The organism is Parenemella sanctibonifatiensis (assembly GCF_002250565.1).
Taxonomy (GTDB): domain Bacteria; phylum Actinomycetota; class Actinomycetes; order Propionibacteriales; family Propionibacteriaceae; genus Parenemella; species Parenemella sanctibonifatiensis.
The window spans coordinates 35,676-53,564 of sequence record NZ_NMVJ01000007.1; the positions used below are offsets into that span (position 1 = coordinate 35,676).

Sequence of the window (17,889 nt, forward strand, 5' to 3'; positions counted from 1 at the left end):
CCTCGGCCGAGCTCAGACTTCGTCGTCGGCAGCGAACGGGTTGCTGGCCGGGGACGCGCTGGTCGCGCTCTTGTCCTCGAGTTCGTCGTTGGGGTTGCGGAAGGTGTTCGCGTCGTCGAAGCCATCCGACTTCGCATCCCGGCCGGCAATCACGGCGACGCCGAGCGCGGTGGTGACCGGCACCGACATGATCAGGCCGATCGCGCCGACCAAGGTGCGGATCAACTCGGCGGCGAACTGTTCCGACATCACCGCGTCCAGCGGCGGCCGGTCATAGATGTAGAGCATCAGCAGCATCGGGAGCATCGCGCCGGCGGCGGCGAACGTGATGGTGTAGACGCTGGAGGCGATGTGGTCGCGGCCGATCCGAAGCGCCGAGGTGAAGATTCGGGCTCGCGAGATGCCTTGGCCGGCGAGCTCCCAGACCGCCGAAGCCTGGGTGATCGTGACGTCGTTGAGGACGCCGATGCTGGCGATGATCATCGAACAGACCACCACCGAGGTGAGTCGCAGATCCGGCGCCATCGACGACAGCGTGAAGTCGTCCTCTCCGGCGACACCGGTCAGATGGGCCCACTGCGAAAACAGGAAGCCCAGCAGTGTCGCCAGGCCGAGACCGAACAGCGTGCCGACCAGCGCGGTCGCGGTTCTGGCACTGAACCCGTGCGCGGTGAAGAGCACCACGTAGAGGATCGCCGTGCCGCCCACCAGTCCCACCAAGAGCGGATTGGAACCGGCCAGCAGTGCGGGGAACATGAAGCTGACCAGGATGAAGGCACCGAACGCCAGTCCGACCAGCGCCATCGCGCCGCGGAAGCGCGCCACCGCGACGACGGCCACGACGAACAGCAGCGCCAGCACGATCACTGGGGCGGTCCGCTCGAAATCAGCAAACTGGTACGCCGCGGGTGCCCCCTCGATCGGGAGCCGGTAGAGGCGTACGGAATCACCGACGTCGACGCCGGAGGCGTACACCGGCGCGGTCAGCTCGGTCTGGATGATCTGCCCGAGCTCAGGTCCCTCCCGCAGTTCCACGTCGATGGTGGCGCAGGTGTCAGTCCGGTCAGTGGCACCGCCGGGGGAACTGTTGCAGGGAAACTCCTCCACCGCGGTGATCTCACCCGAGAGCATCTCCACACCCGGCTGGGCGTACATGGTGGCGGCCGTGTTGACGTTCTGGGTGCCGCTTGGCCACATCCAGATCATCGCCACCAGAGTCCACACCGCGATCGGGATGAGCACCACGACCAGGATCCGCAGCGCGCGTCGCTGCCGCGCCGGATCCAACGGCGCGGCGTCACCGATGTGGCTGTGTGAGTGAGACAAGACGGGAACCTCGGGGGAGACTGACAGGACAAACCGCAATTGCGACACGCCGAGACTAGCGCGGCCGTGTCTGCAGCCGCCCCCGAGGCGGGCCGATCAGGTCCAGCGAGGAGGCTCCAACGCCGGCGACGTAGCGGCTGGAGTTTCCTCGAGCAGGACGAACGCCTCCTCGATGGCGCGGTCCAACTGGCTGTCGGTCTCGGCCTTCCAGTCGGCCGGGCTCCAGTTGACCTCGATGTCGGGATCGACACCGTGGTTTTCCAGACCGTAACCCTGCTGACCGAACCAGTGCGCGTACCGCGGCTGGGTGATCCGGGTGCCGTCGACCAGGTCGAAGCGGCCATCGATACCGACGACGCCACCCCAGGAACGCTGCCCGACCACCGGGCCGAGCCCCATCGTCTGGGCGCCGCCGCAGACGATGTCGCCGTCCGAGCCGGCGTACGGGTTGGTGACGAAGACGACCGGTCCGCGCATCGCCTGGTCGGGATAGCTCATCGGCGAGTCGTAGTGGCGGGCGATGCACCAGCCGGTGACCTTGCGGCTGAGCCGCTCCAGGATCAGCTGCGAGGTGTGGCCGCCGCCGTTGAACCGGACGTCGACCACCACGCCTTCGGCGCGGCTCGCAATCTCGATCTGCCGGTGGAATTCGGCCCAACCGTTGGCCATCATGTCGGGCACGTGGACATAGCCGAGTCGACCACCGGAGTGGTCGGCAACGTACGCGGCTCGGCTCGCGACCCACGCGTGGTAGCGCAACGCCGTCTCGGACTCCAACGGCACCACGACCACCCGCCGCGCCTGGCCGTCCCGTTCCAGGGTGAGTTCGACGACCCGATCCACCGAACCCTGCAGTAACTCGCCCACCGTCCGGGCCTCGGCCACCGATCGTCCGTCGACCGCCAGGATCCGGTCGCCCACATCGGCCCCGACACCGGCCGCACGCAGTGGCGACCGTGCCTCAGGGTCAGACGATTCGCCCGGCAGGATCTCCTCGATGACCCAGGCATCACCGTCGCGACGCAGCGAGGCACCGAGCCGGCCCACCTTGGCGGACTGGTCGCCGGCCGGGGCGGGCGGCATCACGTACGCATGGGAGGTGTTGAGCTCACCGACGGTCTCCCACAACATGTCGACCAAGTCGTCGTGGGTCCGCAGCTTCTCCACCAGCGGCCGGTAGCGGTCCAGGATCGCCTGCCAGTCCTGACCCTCCATGTCGGAGCGCCAGTAGTGGTCGCGCATGATGCGACCGTTCTCGTCGAACATCTGGCGCCACTCGTCGCGGGGGCGGATCTCGCGGCGCAGCCGGGCCACATCGATCGTCACCTTGGAGGTGTCGTCATCGCCGGGCTTGGCGTCGGCAGCCTGCACCCACCAGTCCCCGCCCTTGCGGACCACGATCCGTTCGCCGTCCCCGGACACCGCGAAGCTGTCGGCGGCCTCGACGACGGTGCTGGTGCGGCGGGTGTCGAAGGAGAAGTGCTCCACCAGATCCTTGGGGGCCTCGCCCTCCACGCCGGCGCGGCTGCTGCCCAGCACGCCGCTGCGGTCCACCTTCTTGCGCCAGGCGATGCCCTTGGCGGTGGCGCGCAGCGACGCGTACTGGTCGCTGGGCACCGGGAAGGCGACGATCCGGTCCTCGAAGCCGGCCACCTCGGCCGTTGCCGTGGTGACCTCCTTCTTCTTCGGCTGGTCCTCGGCGTTCTCATCAACCACGGCGGCGATGGCCCAACCGTCGGCCGACGGGCCGAACGGTGCCGGCTCATCGGCAGCCAACGGGGCCAGCCACGGGCGTACCGAATGGGTGTTGCCCAGGTCGAAGGCGAAGTCGTCATACGTCGGATCCAGCGTGCGGCTGGACAGGAAGGCCAAGTGCTTGCCATCCGCGCTGAAGGCCGGGGAGAAGTCGTTGAAGACGCCTCGTGTGAGCGGCACCGACTCGTCCGTGCCGTCGGTCTCGACGATCATCAGGCGGCCCAGCTCACCTTCGCGACCGATCGCCTGGCGCCACACCAGATAGCGGCCGTCCGGGGAGAAGACCGGGTCGGTGGCCTCGCCCTCGGGTGAGCGGCCCACCGGGCGTACGGTGCCGCTGGCGACCTCGACCAGGCTGACCCGACCGTCGTGGCTCACCACCGCGACGCGTACGCCGGCGGGATCGCTGGTCAGGTGCAGCACCCGACCCAGCTCACCGTGGCAGATCCGTTCCGCATCACCGGTGCCGTCGATCGCGGCGATCTCGAGGCAGTCCTCGCCCTCGGCGTCACTGGCCCAGATGCCCTTGCCGGTGCGGCCCAGCAACTGCGGCTCCCGGATCCGTACGCCGGGCAGGTCGCTGACGGCGCGGGCGGGGCCGGCGCGATGGGTCAGGAAGTACGCAGCGCCGCGCCACTCCACCAGTGAACCGTTGGCTCCGTGGTCGGGGCGCGGGTCGCTGAGCCGGTCGCTGGGATCCAGCCGGATCGGCTGCGGTTCGCCCAGTCCGGTCTCGATGTCGAGCTTGACCGGCTTGGCCTTCAGCGAGGACATCAGATGGATGCTGCCGCGGCAGTGGTAGACGATCTGGGTGCCGTCCGTGCTGGGGTCCCGGACGTAACCGTCGTCCACGGTGTGCTGGGTGTGCTGGGTGAGGTCCTTGCCGGACTTGTTCACCGACCACAGCTGGCCCTGGGCGGGGTGATCGCCGCGGTCGCTGGAGAAGATCAGCCGTTCGCCGACCCAACCCGGGGCGTACTTGCCGGCCGGCTCGTCGGGCAACACCTCGCCCCAGTCACCCCGGTCCTGGCCGGCGCGCCGCTTGGCGGTGCCGCCCTTGGGGTCGGACCACAACTTGGCTGCCATGCCGCCGCGGTAGCGCTTCCAGGCGGCCGAGTCGCGGGTGTTGCAGGTGGCCACCGCCAGCGCGCCCCGGCGGGAGACGGCTGCGCCGATCACCGGCCCGTACGGCAGCGGGGTCACCTCGCCGTCGAGGGAGACCAGGTGCAGCTCCGCAGTGCCGCGCTGGCCGGTGTTGTGCATGGACACGAACATGACGTGGTCATCGTCGTACCACCCGGTCACCTTGGCCAGCCCGTCGCTGACGAACGTGAGCCGGTCGATGCTGCCCTCAGGCTGGCGTACGTAGACATCCTTGCCGCCGGCGACCGCGGAGGTGAACGCGATTCGGGTGCCGTCGGGGGAAAACTTGGGGTTGATCACCGGTGCGCCATCGTCGGTGATCCGGCGCGCCGCACCTCCCTTGGTGCTGGTGAGCCAAAGGTCATTGTCGGCGACGAAAACGATCTGGTCCGCATGGACGTCGGGATAGCGCATGTACACATCTGCCATGGGTTCAACCTAGTTCCCGGATCTGACAGATCTCGACCGGTTTGTCGCGCCGTCGAGCGCCGGACCTCAGTTCGTCGGCGACGCAGGGGAATCAGTGGTGGCAGGACCACCGCCGGCTGCACCAGCAGCAGGCGAACCGGCTGCCGAGGCCTCCGCCCGGCCGACCTCGGCTTCCTCGTCCTCCTCCTCGGCGACCTCGTCGACCAAGTCGTAGAGGTGGGTGAAGCGGCGCAACACCTGGTCGATCGCCAGCCCGAAGAAGAAACCGAGCACCACCGAGATGCCGGCCGCGACCAAGGGGTGGGTCTCCAGCCACTGCCCAGCGGCCAGGCCGAGACCGACCGACCACAGCGCCCAACTCAGCGAGCTGAGGATCGTCAGCAACATGAAGCGGCGGCGCGGAAAGCCACTGGCGCCGGCGGTGAGGTTGACCGCGGTACGCCCGACGGGGACATACCGGGCCGCCAGCAGCAAGGTGGCGGCCCGGCGGTCGAGCTGCCGACCTGCCCAGTCCAGCCCCTCGTGGAGCTTGGGCCACTTGATCCGCCGCAACCCATGGGTGCCGATGCCGCGGCCGATGGCGTACGCCACGTTGTCGCCCACCCAGGCCCCGGCGGCGGCCACCAGGAAGAGCAGGCCCACGTGCAGCCAGCCCTCCGAGGCGGAGATGGCGGCGACGGCCACCACGGCTGATTCTGAGGGAACGGGCGGAAAGAACGCGTCGATCGCGACGAAGAAGAACAGGATCAGGAACATCCACGGCGATGAGCCCGCGGCAACGACCCAGTCGACCAGTTCCTGCATCGGCACGCTCCCGGATCCTTCGCGGCGGGGTCTGGCCCCGAACGCCCCCAGCCTAATGTGTGGGCCACGCGTCGGCGGAACAGCTGACCCGTGAGTGAACTGATCCCGGTGGCTTCGGCCACCGGGATCAGTGCGTTTCTGGGGCGGTGTGTACGCCAGCGGAGCCCGGGCGGATGGGCGTCCGGGCCCCGCCGGTCTGTCGGCTCGGTGCCGTGCCGCCTCAGGTCAGGGACCGGCGCCGCCGACGAAACCACAGCAGGCTGTAGTTGTGCAGGCCAACTGGCCCAATTCACCTGCGCAGCTACGGGAAGCTGTAGTTGTGCAGGCCGGGGGCTTACCGGTCAGGCAAACGGGTCGTCGGCCAGGCGTCGGGTGCCCGACGGCTGGTCCGGGCGGCCCTGTTCGGCCGCCTGCATCCGCAGCAGCGCCACCCCGACGCCGGAGGCACCGACCTGGTGGCCAACCTCGGCCTTGAGCCGACCGACGGGCAACACGAAGGCCTCGCTGTACCACCGGCGGCCCCGCTGGTCCACGGTCGAGCGGATCACCAGGTCGTCGGCCTGCACCCGAGCCGCGTCCAGCCACAGTTGGTCCCCGGTCTCCCACCACAGTCCCAGGAAGGCCTCCAGGATCCCGGCGCCGCCGCAGCACTGGTGCTGCACCCACAGATTGCCCGGGGTGTGGCGCCCCGGTACGCCACTGCGCAGGATGCCGCGGCCGAAGCGTTCGGCCCACTCCAGCCAGGCTGGGTCCCCCGTCGCCCGGAACACCCCCACCAGACCGCGGATCGCGCCAGCGCTGCCGCTGCAGTAGCCGAACGCATAGCCGCGGGCCCCGCCTTGCAGCACCGCATCCTCGCCGACCGGCACCGCTGCCTCGACGATGCTGGTGGCGCCACGGACCGACGCGTCGACGAAGCGGGACTGACCCGTACGCCGCCCCAGTTCGGCCAGCGCGTACGCGATGCCCGTGGTGCCGACCTCGAAGCCCTCGCCCAGCGAGGCGGGCGGCCCGTCGGTGGCGGGCGCCCCGAGGTGCTGGGCGGTGACCCCGATCCAGCTGGACCGGTTCTCGTCCCGGCGTTCCTCGGCCAGCAACAGCTCGCCGACCGCGACGGCGGCGCTGCGGGCCCGGTCGGCCAGCGGTGCGTTCGACGGGTCGAGGTCGGCCACCTGGTCGGTGGCCTGCAGCAGCACCAGCAGTGGTCCGGCGTCACCGAGCAGTGCGTTCACGCCGGTCCAGCCGGCCTCTCGACCGCCGGTGCGGCCCTCTCGGTCGAGGATCTCGGCGACGATCCGGGGCGCCAGGTCGGCCGCCACCGGCGACTGGTCGGCCAGTCCCAGGGTGACCGAGGCGAGCCCGCCCAGGCCGCCGTAGAAGCCGACCCCGAGCCCCGCCAGGGGCAGCCGGATCTCGGCGTCCAGGTCGTCTTGCCAGCGGGCCGCGACCGTGGCCAGCGCCCGGTCGCGGCGTTCGGCGGCACCCGATCGGCCGGCGTCGGCGGCCAGCCCTGCATACCAGGCGATGCCGGCGGCGCCGGTGTTGAGGCTGATGGTGCCGTAGCTGGGCAGATAATCAGGATCATCGGGCCACGCCGTCCACCGGGACACCTCGGGGAGCTGCGGGTCGGGCGCCTCGGCGCTGTCGATCCATTGCTCAGCGCCGGTGAGGACCTCGTCGAGGTCGGCGATCTCGGTGCCGGGCACGGGCTCACCTGCGACGGTCGGCCGCAGGTTGGGCAACACGATCGGGTCGTTCGATGTCGTGCTCATGCCGCCTCCCGCCAGGCCGGCGTCGGCACAGCCGACAGCAGGGCCTGGGTGTAGGGGTGTTGGGGGTCGGCGAAGACCTCGGTGACCTGGCCGCGTTCCACCGCGTCACCGTTGTGCATCACGATCACGTCGTCGCACAGGTGCTGCACCACGCCCAGGTCATGCGAGATGAACAGGGTCGCCAGCCCGAGCTGGTCGCGAATGTCAGCGAACACGTCCAGCACCTGCGCCTGGACGGTGACGTCCAGCGCCGAAACCGGCTCGTCACAAACCAATACCTGCGGATCCCGGGCCAGCGCCCGAGCGATGGCGACCCGCTGCCGTTGACCACCGGACAGTTGCCGGGGTCGCCGCTCCAACAGGTCCGGCGCCAGGCCGACCTGGCGGGCCAGATCCCCGGCCCGGTCCCGTCGCTCCCGCCTCGGCACACCACCGACGGCGAGCGCTTCGGACAGGATCTGTACGCCGGTGGCGCGGGGATCGAAGGAACTCAGCGGGTCCTGCTGGATCGGCTGAATCAGGTGGCGTCGGGGTCGGCGCAGCCGCTCCGACAGCCCGCTCCACGGCTGCCCGTGGAGGGTGACCTCACCCGCATCGGGACGCTGCAGGCCCAGGATGATCCGGCCCAGCGTCGTCTTGCCGGACCCGGACTCGCCAACGATTCCCAGAGTCTGGCCGGCCCGCAGCTCCAGCGAGACGCCGTTGACCGCGGTCAGCACCGATCGGTCGGGCCGCCGGAAGGTCTGGTGCACCGAGGTCGCGCGGAGCACCGGCGTACCTGCCTCGACGCGGTCCGCCAGGCTGCGGCGGGCCTTCAGCTCCGCCCGCGGGGTGTCGCTGAGCCGAGTGCCGCGGCTGCCGGCGCTCGGGATGGCCCGCAGCATCGCGCGGGTGTAGTCGTGGCTGGGATCGGTGAGGACCTGCTGCACCGGTCCCTCCTCCACGATCCGGCCCGCCTTCATGACCGCGACCCGGTCGGCGATCTGGGAGACCACGGCCAGGTCGTGGCTGATGACGATCAGTCCGGTGCCCTCGGCCTTGAGCTGGGCCAGCACCTCCAACACCTGGGCTTGGACCCGCAGGTCCAGCGCCGTGGTCGGCTCGTCGGCGATCAGCAGCGGCGGCCGGGCAATGGTGGCCGAGGCGATCAGCGCGCGCTGCCGCTGGCCGCCGGAGAGTTGGTGGATGTACTGCCGGCGCCGCTGGTCCGGTTCGGGGATCGCCATCCGCTCCAGTTCGGCGGTGACGGCGGCGACGGTGGCCAGGCCGGACTCCGGCCGTAGCGAGCGATGGGCGCCGAGCACCTCGCCAACCTCCTGGCCGATGGTCCGCAGTGGGTCCAGCGACACCAGGGCGTCCTGGCTCACCAGCCCGACCCTGGCGCCGCGGAGCCGGCGCCACTGCCGATCGGTGGCCTGTCGTAGGTCGACACCGTCGACCTCGAGGGTGGTGGCCTCGACCCGTCCCGGCGTCGGCACCAGGCCCAGCAGCGCTCGAGAGGTGAGCGTCTTGCCAGAGCCGGATTCACCGACCAGAGCCAGGCACTCCCCAGCTCGCACGGTCAGCGCGACGTCATCGACCACGCGGCGGCCGTCGAAGCTGATGGTGAGTCCGGCCACCGTGGCCAGGACCTCAGGCTCGGCCGGGACGGCTTGGCCCTCCTCGACCTCGGGGACCCGGTCATTCACGGTTTCGATCATGAGGTGGTTCCTTCGAAACGGGCCTGCAGATGGCGGCCCAGCAGGGTGGTGGAGATCACGGTCGCGGTGATGGCCAGGCCCGGAAAGACCGCCACCCACCAGGCGTTGCGCAGCGAGTCGCGGCCCTCGGACAGCATCAGGCCCCATTCCGGGGTCGGCGCGACCGGGCCGAGGTTGAGGAAGCTCATCGCCGAGCCGGCGATGATCGCGTTGCCGACGCCGATGGTCGCCAGCACCAGCAGCGGGCCGACCACGTTGGGCAGCACGTGTCGCACCACCACGGCCGTACGCCCCACGCCCAGCGCGGTCGCCGCCTCCACGTAGCCCGAGGTCCGGACCTGGACGGTCGCGATCCGCACCATCCGGACGTAGACCGGAATGGCCGAGATCGTGATGGCGATGAGCACGTTCTGGGTGCCGGGCCCCAGCAGCGCGATGACGACCAGCGCCAGCAGCAACTCTGGGAAGGCCAGCACCACTTCGAGGATCCGCATCGCCAAACCGTCGAGCCAGCGCGGCGCCAGCCCGATCAGGACGCCAGCCACGACCGCGATGGCGACCGCAGCGCCGGTGGCGATGAAGCCGATCCCCAGCGACACCCGGGCGCCGTGGACGACCCGGGCGAACTGGTCGCGGCCCAGCCGGTCGGTGCCGAACAGGTGCTCGGCGCTGGGAGGGCGATGGGATTGCACCGGATTGGTGGCCAGCGGGTCGATCGAGGTGAGCAGGCCCGGGACCAGCGCGGCCAACACCAACAGCACCAGCACTGCGGCCGACAGCCACGCCGCGACCGGCACCTTGCGTTGCCGCGGCGCTTCCAGAGCCTGGTCAATCACGAGTTGGGCAGCCATCAGGCACCTCGCAGTCGCGGGTCGAGGACGGGCGAGAGAGCATCGAGCAGCAGATTCACCGCGACGAACACGATCGCGGCGAAGACCACCATCGCCATCACCACCGGCAGGTCGCGGTTGGTGATCGCATCCAGGGTGACCCGGCCCAACCCGGAGCGGCCGAAGAGCTGCTCCACGATCACGGTGCCGCCCAGCAGGTTGCCGACGATGTACGCCCCCAGGGTCAGCACCGGCAGCGAGGCATGGCGCAGCAGGTGTCGTCCCAGCAACACCGGTTCGGCCAGGCCGCGGGCACGGGCACTGTCGACGAAGGGCTGCCGTTCAGCACCGTCGATGCCGTGTCGCAGCAGCTGGCTGAGGATGCCGGCGATCGGCAGGGCCAGCGTCAGGGCGGGCAGCACCAGGCCGCGCAGCCCGACCCCGCCGGTCACGGGAAACCAGTGCAGCTGGAAGGCGAAGACGGTCAGCAGCAGCATCCCGGTCCAGAAGGCCGGTGAGGAGATCGCCAGCAGTTCGATCAGCGACGAGACCCGACGGGCGTACCGGCCCCGCAGGAGGATCGCGGTCAGCCCTGCCAGGATCGCGGCAAACAGGATCGCCAGCAGCGCGAGTTGCACCGTGGGCCACAGCTGCGCGCCGATGATCGCCAGCACCGGCTGGCCGAGGCGATAGGACGTGCCGAAGTCCAGCACCAGCAGCCGCCCCAGGAAGCTGAAGTACTGCAGCAGCACCGGCTGGTTCAGGCCCAGCTCCTCGCGGATCCGGTCCTTGCCCGCCTCGTCGATGCTGCCGCTGGTGCCCACCATGATGTCGACGGGATCGCCGGGCACCAGGTGGAGCAACGCGAAGGCGAGCGTGGCGGCGCCCCAGATCACGGCCAAGGCGCCGGCCACCCGCCACAGGATGCGGATCGCCACGTCACTGCACCGCCGTGGTCCACACGGTCCGCAGCTGCGGCCACCCCGCGATGTCGGTCTCGACGCCACCGACGCTGACCCGTGAGCCAATGATGTTGTGGCTGGGCAGGATCGGGATCGAGTACGCCTGCTCCAGCGCTCGCTCCTGCACCTGGCGATAGAGCTCGGTGCGCTCGGCGCGATCAGTCGTCCGGGTCGCGGCGGTCACCCATTCGTCCAGTTGCGGGTCGTTCACCCAGCCGGCGTTCTGGATCGGCGCCAGCTCGGAGTGGAAGTGGAGCCGCAGCACGTCGCCGTCGGTGCGGACGTAGCTCCAGGCTGCGATGTCGTAGCCCTCGCCGGACTGCAGCTGCTGCAGGAACACCCCGGTGTCGGTGGGCACCAGCTTCAGCTCGAAGCCAATCTCGCGCAGGTCGGCCTGGAAAGCCTCGGCGAGATTGCCGCGCCGGTCCCGGTCCTGGGTCAGTGACCAGCTCGCCGAGAGTCGCTGCCCGTCCTTGACCCGGTAGCCCTCGGCATCCCGCTTGGTCCAGCCGGCATCATCCAGCAGCTGGTTGGCGGCCTCGGGGTCGTAGGGCCAGCTGTCCTGAAAGGTGTCGCTGTATTCGGGAGTGTTGGCGCCCAGGAAGGACCAGGCCCGATGGTAGGTGCCGGCGTACACGGCCTCGATGGCGGCGCTGATGTTGATGCCCTTCTGGAAGGCCTGGCGCACCTGCAGGTCGGTGAAGATGCCGCTGCGGTTGTTGAGGAAGAGCGTCCACGGCAGGCCCGGGGACTCGCTGCGGGTCAGGTTGATCTGGTCGTCCTCGGCGAAGCTCAGGGCATCCTCGGGGCTCAGGTGTCCGGCGATGTCGACGTCGCCGCTGGCGAGGGCGCCGGCGCGGACCGAGGCCTCGGGCAGCACCCGCAGCACCAGCCGGTCCGGATGGCTGGGGCCCTGGGATTCGCCCTCGGGGCCCCAGGCGTACGCGGCGTTCTTGGTGAAGGAGACCTCCTGGCCGGCGACGATCTGCTCCAGCACGTAGGGTCCGGTGCCGACGGTGACCTCGGGGCCGCCGGCGACCAGCTGGTCGGCGGACCCGGCCAGCACCTTCGGCGAGATGAAGCCCAGGTAGGTGCTGCTGAGGTTGGTCAGCAGCGGGGCGTAGGGCTGGTTGAGGTTGATCCGCACCGTCTGCGGGTCGATCACCTCGGTGGAGTCGTACGCCGTGCCGCCCAGTAGGTTGCTGGCCAGCTTCGATGCGGTGCCGGGGTCGCGGACGTGGTCGAAGTTGGCCTTGACGGCCGCCGCGTCAAAGGGCTCACCGTCGTGGAAGGTCACGTCCTCGCGCAGGGTGAAGGTGTAGCTGAGCTGGTCCTCCGACACCTCCCAGGAAGTCGCCAGCCAGGGCTTCAGCTCACCCTCGGGTGTCAGGTACACCAGCGAGTCGAAGACCGCGCGGAGGGTTTCGGCGGCGATGTCGGTGCCGGACTCGTGCGGGTTGAACTGGCCGGCCGGGTCGCTCTCGATGGCCACGGTGACGGTGCCGCCGTCGACGGGGTCGGTGCCCGCCGGCTCCGCCTGGCTTCCGCAGGCGCTCAGCACCAGCATCATCGCCACCACTGCCGCCAACCAGGACGTTGTTCGCTTCACTGTCAGACCTTCCGGCTCGAAACTGCACGGCGGACACCCCGCCACCGAGAAGATAAAACAACTTGTTGGGGTAATACAAACGGACGTTATGGCAGTATCAGTATTCGAGACCTCGGCTCACGGGCTAGAGTCCGGGCGTGGCCCCTGATTCGTCTCCTGACGCGACCGCTGACCCGCCCCCCGTACGCGGACACCGGCGCCAGATCCTGGCCCTGGCGGTCCCGGCGTTGGCCACCCTCATCACCGAGCCGCTGCTGCTGCTGTCCGACACCGTTGTGGTGGGGCTGCTGGGCACCGAGCCACTGGCAGGTCTGGCGATCGGCACCAGCGTGATCATGTTGGTGGTGGGCCTGTCCGTCTTCCTGGCCTACGGCACCACCGCCACCGTGGCGCGACAGCTGGGCGCCGACCGGCCGGACAAGGCGCTGGCAGCCGGTCTGGACGGGATGGCGCTGGCCGCGGTGATCGGCTCCGTCGTCGGCGTGACGCTGTCGCTGACTGCCCCCGTAGTCGTCAGTTGGTACAACGCCACCGCCCCGGTGTCGGCGTACGCGGCCAGCTATCTGCGGATCCTGGCGCTGGCCACCCCCGCGGCTCTGGTGATGCTGGCGGCCACCGGCGTACTGCGCGGACTGCAGGACACCCGTACGCCGCTATGGGTCGCGATCGGCGCCAATGTGGCCAACATCGTCATGAACGTACTCTTCGTGCTGGTCTTCGGTTGGGGACTGCCCGGGGCCGCGATCGGCACGCTGATCTCCCAGTACGCCGCCGCCACCGTGCTGACCGTGATCGTCATCCGGGGCGCCCGCCGCGCCGGCGCCCAGCCGCGACTGGACCTCGGTGGCATCCTGCGCGCAGCCAAGGCCGGCAGTTGGCTGCTGTTGCGGTCGGCGAGCCTGCAGGTCGCCACCCTGACCGCCACCATGGTCGCCACCAGCCTGGGAACGGTCGCGCTGGCCGCCCACCAGGTCACCCACTCGGTGTGGAGCGTGCTGGTGATGATCCTGGACGCTCTCGCCATCGCGGCGCAGGCACTCACCGGCCACGGCCTCGGCGCGGGCGACGTGACCTCGGTCCGCCGCCTCACCGCCATCACCACTCGCTGGGGTCTGTGGGTCGGAGTCGCATTGCTGGTGCTGCTGATCCCGGGCCACCTGCTGATCCCGTTGGTCATCACCCCAGATCCGGCGGTCGCGGAACTGCTGCGCGGCAGCCTGCTGGTGCTCGGCATCGTCGCCCCGATCGGCGGCGTGGTCTTCGTCCTCGACGGTGTCCTCATCGGCGCCGGCGACGCGCGCTACCTGGCGCTGGCCGGTCTGATCGCGGTGGCGGCGTACCTGCCGCTCAGTCTGCTGGTCGGCTGGAGTCAGGCCGGCGTGGCCTGGTTGTGGGCCGCTTGGGGCGGGTATCTGCTGGCCCGCGCCGCCACCCTGGTCCTACGCGCCCGCGGCGAGAACTGGATGCGGCTGGGGGGTTGAGCGTACGCCGCCCAGCCCCCAGCCCGACGATGTTTACGGCGAGACATTGAGCGCGCCGATGCACGACCGCGCCAACCAGCATCGGGCTCGCCAGCTCACCCCGATTGGCCACCGGTCGCTTGATCGGCGCGGTGGGGTGGCGACGACTTCGTCACCATCGAACCCACCCAACCGATGATTGCTCGTCTCCTCGCGAGCCCAGATTCGTGTTGCCAGTGTGCCGCGGTGCAAACTGGTTCGGGAATACAACGATCGGTGGGGGTCTCGTGAGCGGTCTGACCAAGCTCAGTCTGATGAATCGTGCCGTGGTGGCGCTGTTGTGCATCACCATCGTCGGCGTCGGGCTCTATTCGGCAGGGGTCCTGCGGCAGGAGTTGATCCCGAGCCTGCGGATCCCGACCGCAACCGTGATGAACGTCTATCCGGGCGCCACCACCGACGTGGTCGCCCAGCAGGTCACCGATCCGATGGAGTCGGCGCTGCGCGGTGTCGACGGCGTCACCGAGGTCAGCTCGGTCACCACCAACGACATGGCCCAGGTCACGGTCCAGTGGGACTACAACGAGAACGCCACCGAGATGGAGTCCAAGCTGCGGACCGCCGTCCAGGGCGTCGGTCCACAACTGCCCGACGACGTCACCTCCACGGTGGTGGTGGGCAGTTTCGATGCCTTGCCGATCGTCTACTACGCCGTCTCCTCCGACGGCGATCCGGCCCAGCTCGCCGAGGACCTGCGCGCCGTCGCGATCCCCCAGCTCAAGCAGATCCCCGGCGTACGGGACGCGTTCGTTGCCGGTGAGACCGACCGCGAGGTCGTCGTCACGTTGCGTCAGGACGATCTGGACCGGCTCGGCATCGATCCCAGCCAGATCAGCCAACTCTTCCAAGCCAACAACCTCACCTATCCCGGCGGTCAACTGGAACGTGACGGCGAGGAGATGCAGGTCCAGATCGGCGGCAAGCTGACCTCGGTCGAGGCCGTCGCTGGCATCATGCTCCAAGGCACCGACGGGGCGGTCCCGCTGCGGGACGTCGCCGATGTCGTCGAGCAGCCCGCCGAGGCGAGCTCGATCGCCCGCGTCAATGGCGAAGCCTCCCTCAGCCTGGGCGTCACCAAGCTTGCCGACGCCAACACCGTCGAGGTCGCCCGGCTGTCCAACGAACTGATGCCTCAGATCATGCGCGACATCGGCGGCGGCGTCAGCTATGTCACGATCTTTGACCAGGCCCCCTTCATCGAACAGTCCATCGAGGACCTCGCCGTCGAGGGTGTGCTGGGTCTGGTGATGGCCGTGGTCATCATCCTGGTCTTCCTGTGGTCGGCCCGCTCCACCATCATCACCGCCATCTCGATCCCGATGTCGCTGCTGATCGCCCTGATCGCGATGTGGCTCACCGACAACACCCTCAACCTGTTGACCCTGTCGGCGTTGACGGTGTCGGTGGGCCGTGTGGTGGACGACTCGATCGTGGTGATCGAGAACATCCGCCGGCACCAGGCGCTGTCACCGCCGGCTGATTTCGGGCCGAAGATGATCCTGCGCTCGGTGGCTGAGGTCGCCGGTGCGATCACCTCCTCGACGATCATCACGGTGGCGGTCTTCCTGCCCATTGCGACGGTGTCGGGCGAGACCGGTGAGCTCTTCCGACCGTTCGCCCTCACCATGTCGGTGGCGCTGCTGGGGTCGCTGTTGGTGGCCCTCACCATCGTGCCGGTGCTGGCGTACTGGTTCCTCCGGCCCACCGTGAAGCAGGAACGGGCATGGCTGTTGGCGCAGCAGGAGGGTGCCGCTGAGAGCGTCAAGGACACCGACGAGGCGCCGTCGCGGATGCAGAAGGCGTACCTGCCAGTGTTGGGCTGGACGCTACGGCACCGCTGGGTGACCCTGGCGATCGCCGCCGTCGTCTTCGTCGGCACCCTGGGGTCGACCGCCTTGCTCAAGACCGACTTCATCGGCGATCTGGGCGAGACCTCGCTGACGGTCTCCACCGAGCTGCCGGCCGGCACCTCACTGGCCGAGACCGATGCGGTGGCGCAGCGGATCGAGGAGATCGTCGCCGACCACGACGGCATTGAGACCTATCAGACCACCGTCGGTGGCGGCGACGCAGCCACGGCCGGCCTGGGCATGGGCGGCGGCGGATCGAACACCGCCTCCATCTCGATCACGATGGCCGAAGGTACGCCGGCCAGCGCCCTTCAGGAGGAGTTGCGGGTAGCCCTGGAGGCCGAGGAGGGGTTGGGCGAGATCCAGATCCAGACCGCCGGTGGCATGGGCGCCGACACCGACGTATCGGTGATCGTCCAGGGCCGCGATGCCGACCGGATCGAGGAGGGCGCCCGGCTGGTGGAGCAGGAACTGCGCCAGCAGAGCTTGGTCACCAATGTCAGCTCCGACCTGGGCGACCAGTACACGGTGCTCCAGGTGGATGTCGACGCGGCGAAGGCGGCCGAGTACGGGATGAACCAGGCCACCGTCGGCGTGGCCGTGCAGCAAGCGATGGGTGGGCAGCAGATCGGCCAGGTCGAGATCGATGCGACCACCCAGCGGGTGGTGCTGCGTTCGCGTACTCCGATCGAGACCAAGGAGGAGCTCGAGCAGCTGTTGCTGCCGGTCACCCAGCTGCAGAACGCCAAGGCCCAGCAGGACGCGGCCGAGCGGGTCACCGAGCAGCAGGACGAGATGGCCACCGAGCAACGGGAGCAGGCCAACCAGGAGTTCGAGGACGGGTTGGACCAGATCGCCGAGCAACGCGATGCCCTCGATGAGCAGATCGAGGAGATGACCGAACAGCTCGAGGCGGCCGAGGCGATGCCGTTGCCTGAGGTCCAGATCCCGCCGCAGCCGTTGCCCGACCTGACCCCGCCCACCGATCCGGCTCAGCTGGAGGAGTGGATCCGGGGCCTGCTCGAGGCACAACGGCAGCAGCAGGAGGCCGCCCAGCGGCAGGCCGCCGAAGCCCAACAGCAGCAGATCGCGGCCCAGCAGGAACAGCTGGCGCAGATGCGGGAGGGCCTGGAGCAGCTCGAGGAACAGCGCGAAGCGCTCGATGAGCAGATGTCGGACATGATCGACCAGCGCGACCAGTCCCAGCAACAGCAGGAACGTAGCGAGGACCTGCAGCAGCAGGCCGAGGACGCCCGCGAAGCCACGGGTGACCCGATCCCCCTCAGTGAGGTTGCCACGGTCAAGGAGGTGCAGGGCCCGGCCGCCGTGCACCGAATCGACGGCAACCAGTCGATCACGATCAACGCGACCCCGGTCGGGGCCGACCTGGGGGCCGTCACCACCCAGCTGGAACAGGCGCTGGCGGGGCTGGACATGCCGGACGGCGTCACCTACGAGATCGGTGGCATCTCCCAGCAGCAGACCGAGGCATTCGAACAGCTCGGCATCGCCATGGCCATCGCCGTCGCGATCGTGTACGTGGTGATGGTCGCGACCTTCAAGTCGCTGATCCAGCCGGCCATCCTGCTGGTGTCGGTGCCGTTCGCGGCCACCGGCGCGATTCTGGCGCTGTTGGTCACCGACACCGCGCTGGGCATCCCCTCGATGATCGGCCTGCTGATGCTGATCGGCATCGTGGTGACCAACGCGATCGTGCTGATCGACCTGGTCAACCGTTATCGGGACCGCGGCGAATCGATCGAGGACGCCATCACCCACGGCGCCCGGTTGCGGCTGCGCCCGATCGTCATGACGGCCCTCGCCACCATGATGGCGCTGGTCCCGATGGGGCTGGGCCTGACCGGCGGCGGCGTGTTCATCTCGCAGTCGCTGGCGTTGGTGACCATCGGCGGTCTGGGCTCCTCAACCCTGCTGACGCTGCTGCTGGTGCCGGTGCTGTATGACCTGATCGAGCGGGCCCGGGTGGGCTCGGCCGAGCGACGGGAGCGCAAGGTTCGCGCCGGCATCACCGAGCCGTTGCCCGCCGACGGGCCAAGCCACGACGAGGGCGATCAGAGCGATCCCGAACTCAACGACGGCCTGTCCGTGTTCGACGCCGAGGAAGCGGGGCCCGAAACCGGTGCCGCCGATGCCGACGAGGCGCCGCGACGGGGCCGGGACTGAGGGCG

10 protein-coding genes are annotated in these 17,889 nt (G+C 69.4%); 2 read left to right on the forward strand and 8 right to left on the reverse strand.

Annotation, left to right across the window (positions count from 1 at the left end; genetic code table 11):
- Window positions 1–12: 12 nt before the first annotated feature.
- From CGZ91_RS08365 to CGZ91_RS08400, 8 genes are all read right to left on the reverse strand, one after another.
- Complete coding sequence (locus tag CGZ91_RS08365) at window positions 13–1,326, reverse strand: YibE/F family protein (protein WP_094454237.1); 1,314 nt, start codon at window positions 1,324–1,326, stop codon at window positions 13–15.
- A gap of 96 nt (window positions 1,327–1,422) precedes the next feature.
- Window positions 1,423–4,653 carry a S41 family peptidase gene (locus CGZ91_RS08370; protein WP_094454239.1) on the reverse strand — a complete coding sequence of 1,077 codons (3,231 nt, stop codon included), beginning with the start codon at window positions 4,651–4,653 and terminating at the stop codon, window positions 1,423–1,425.
- Between the two features lie 66 nt (window positions 4,654–4,719).
- Window positions 4,720–5,457 (reverse strand): DedA family protein, encoded by a 738-nt coding sequence (locus tag CGZ91_RS08375; protein ID WP_094454588.1) that lies wholly within the window; start codon window positions 5,455–5,457, stop codon window positions 4,720–4,722.
- Between the two features lie 341 nt (window positions 5,458–5,798).
- Window positions 5,799–7,229, reverse strand: coding sequence for a lanthionine synthetase LanC family protein (locus tag CGZ91_RS08380; RefSeq protein WP_094454241.1), 1,431 nt, complete (start codon window positions 7,227–7,229; stop codon window positions 5,799–5,801).
- Window positions 7,226–8,929, reverse strand: a complete 1,704-nt coding sequence (locus tag CGZ91_RS08385) for a dipeptide ABC transporter ATP-binding protein (protein ID WP_094454243.1) — start codon at window positions 8,927–8,929, stop codon at window positions 7,226–7,228. Before CGZ91_RS08385 ends, CGZ91_RS08380 begins: the two co-directional genes overlap by 4 nt.
- A complete protein-coding gene (locus tag CGZ91_RS08390) occupies window positions 8,926–9,780 on the reverse strand; it encodes an ABC transporter permease (protein WP_094454245.1) in 855 nt (284 codons plus the stop codon). Before CGZ91_RS08390 ends, CGZ91_RS08385 begins: the two co-directional genes overlap by 4 nt.
- Window positions 9,780–10,697, reverse strand: a complete 918-nt coding sequence (locus CGZ91_RS08395) for an ABC transporter permease (protein ID WP_229116527.1) — start codon at window positions 10,695–10,697, stop codon at window positions 9,780–9,782. The genes CGZ91_RS08390 and CGZ91_RS08395 overlap by 1 nt, the downstream gene beginning before the upstream one ends.
- Before the next feature lies 1 nt (window position 10,698).
- Complete coding sequence (locus CGZ91_RS08400) at window positions 10,699–12,330, reverse strand: ABC transporter substrate-binding protein (RefSeq protein ID WP_144276839.1); 1,632 nt, start codon at window positions 12,328–12,330, stop codon at window positions 10,699–10,701.
- Window positions 12,331–12,467: 137 nt separating this feature from the next.
- Here CGZ91_RS08400 and CGZ91_RS08405 point away from each other — a divergent pair, with 137 nt between their 5' ends.
- On the forward strand, window positions 12,468–13,811 hold the full coding sequence (locus CGZ91_RS08405) for an MATE family efflux transporter (RefSeq protein WP_094454249.1): 1,344 nt from the start codon (window positions 12,468–12,470) through the stop codon (window positions 13,809–13,811).
- Window positions 13,812–14,077: 266 nt separating this feature from the next.
- Window positions 14,078–17,884 carry an efflux RND transporter permease subunit gene (locus CGZ91_RS14590; RefSeq protein WP_094454251.1) on the forward strand — a complete coding sequence of 1,269 codons (3,807 nt, stop codon included), beginning with the start codon at window positions 14,078–14,080 and terminating at the stop codon, window positions 17,882–17,884.
- Window positions 17,885–17,889: the final 5 nt, after the last annotated feature.

Excerpts from the sequence above, each read along its gene's own strand:
- CGZ91_RS08370 (WP_094454239.1), bottom strand. The coding sequence starts at position 4,653 with ATGGCAGATGTGTACATGCGCTATCCCGACGTCCATGCGGACCAGATC.
- CGZ91_RS08375 (WP_094454588.1), bottom strand. The coding sequence starts at position 5,457 with ATGCAGGAACTGGTCGACTGGGTCGTTGCCGCGGGCTCATCGCCGTGG.
- CGZ91_RS08380 (WP_094454241.1), bottom strand. The coding sequence starts at position 7,229 with ATGAGCACGACATCGAACGACCCGATCGTGTTGCCCAACCTGCGGCCG.
- CGZ91_RS08385 (WP_094454243.1), bottom strand. The coding sequence starts at position 8,929 with ATGATCGAAACCGTGAATGACCGGGTCCCCGAGGTCGAGGAGGGCCAA.
- CGZ91_RS08390 (WP_094454245.1), bottom strand. The coding sequence starts at position 9,780 with ATGGCTGCCCAACTCGTGATTGACCAGGCTCTGGAAGCGCCGCGGCAA.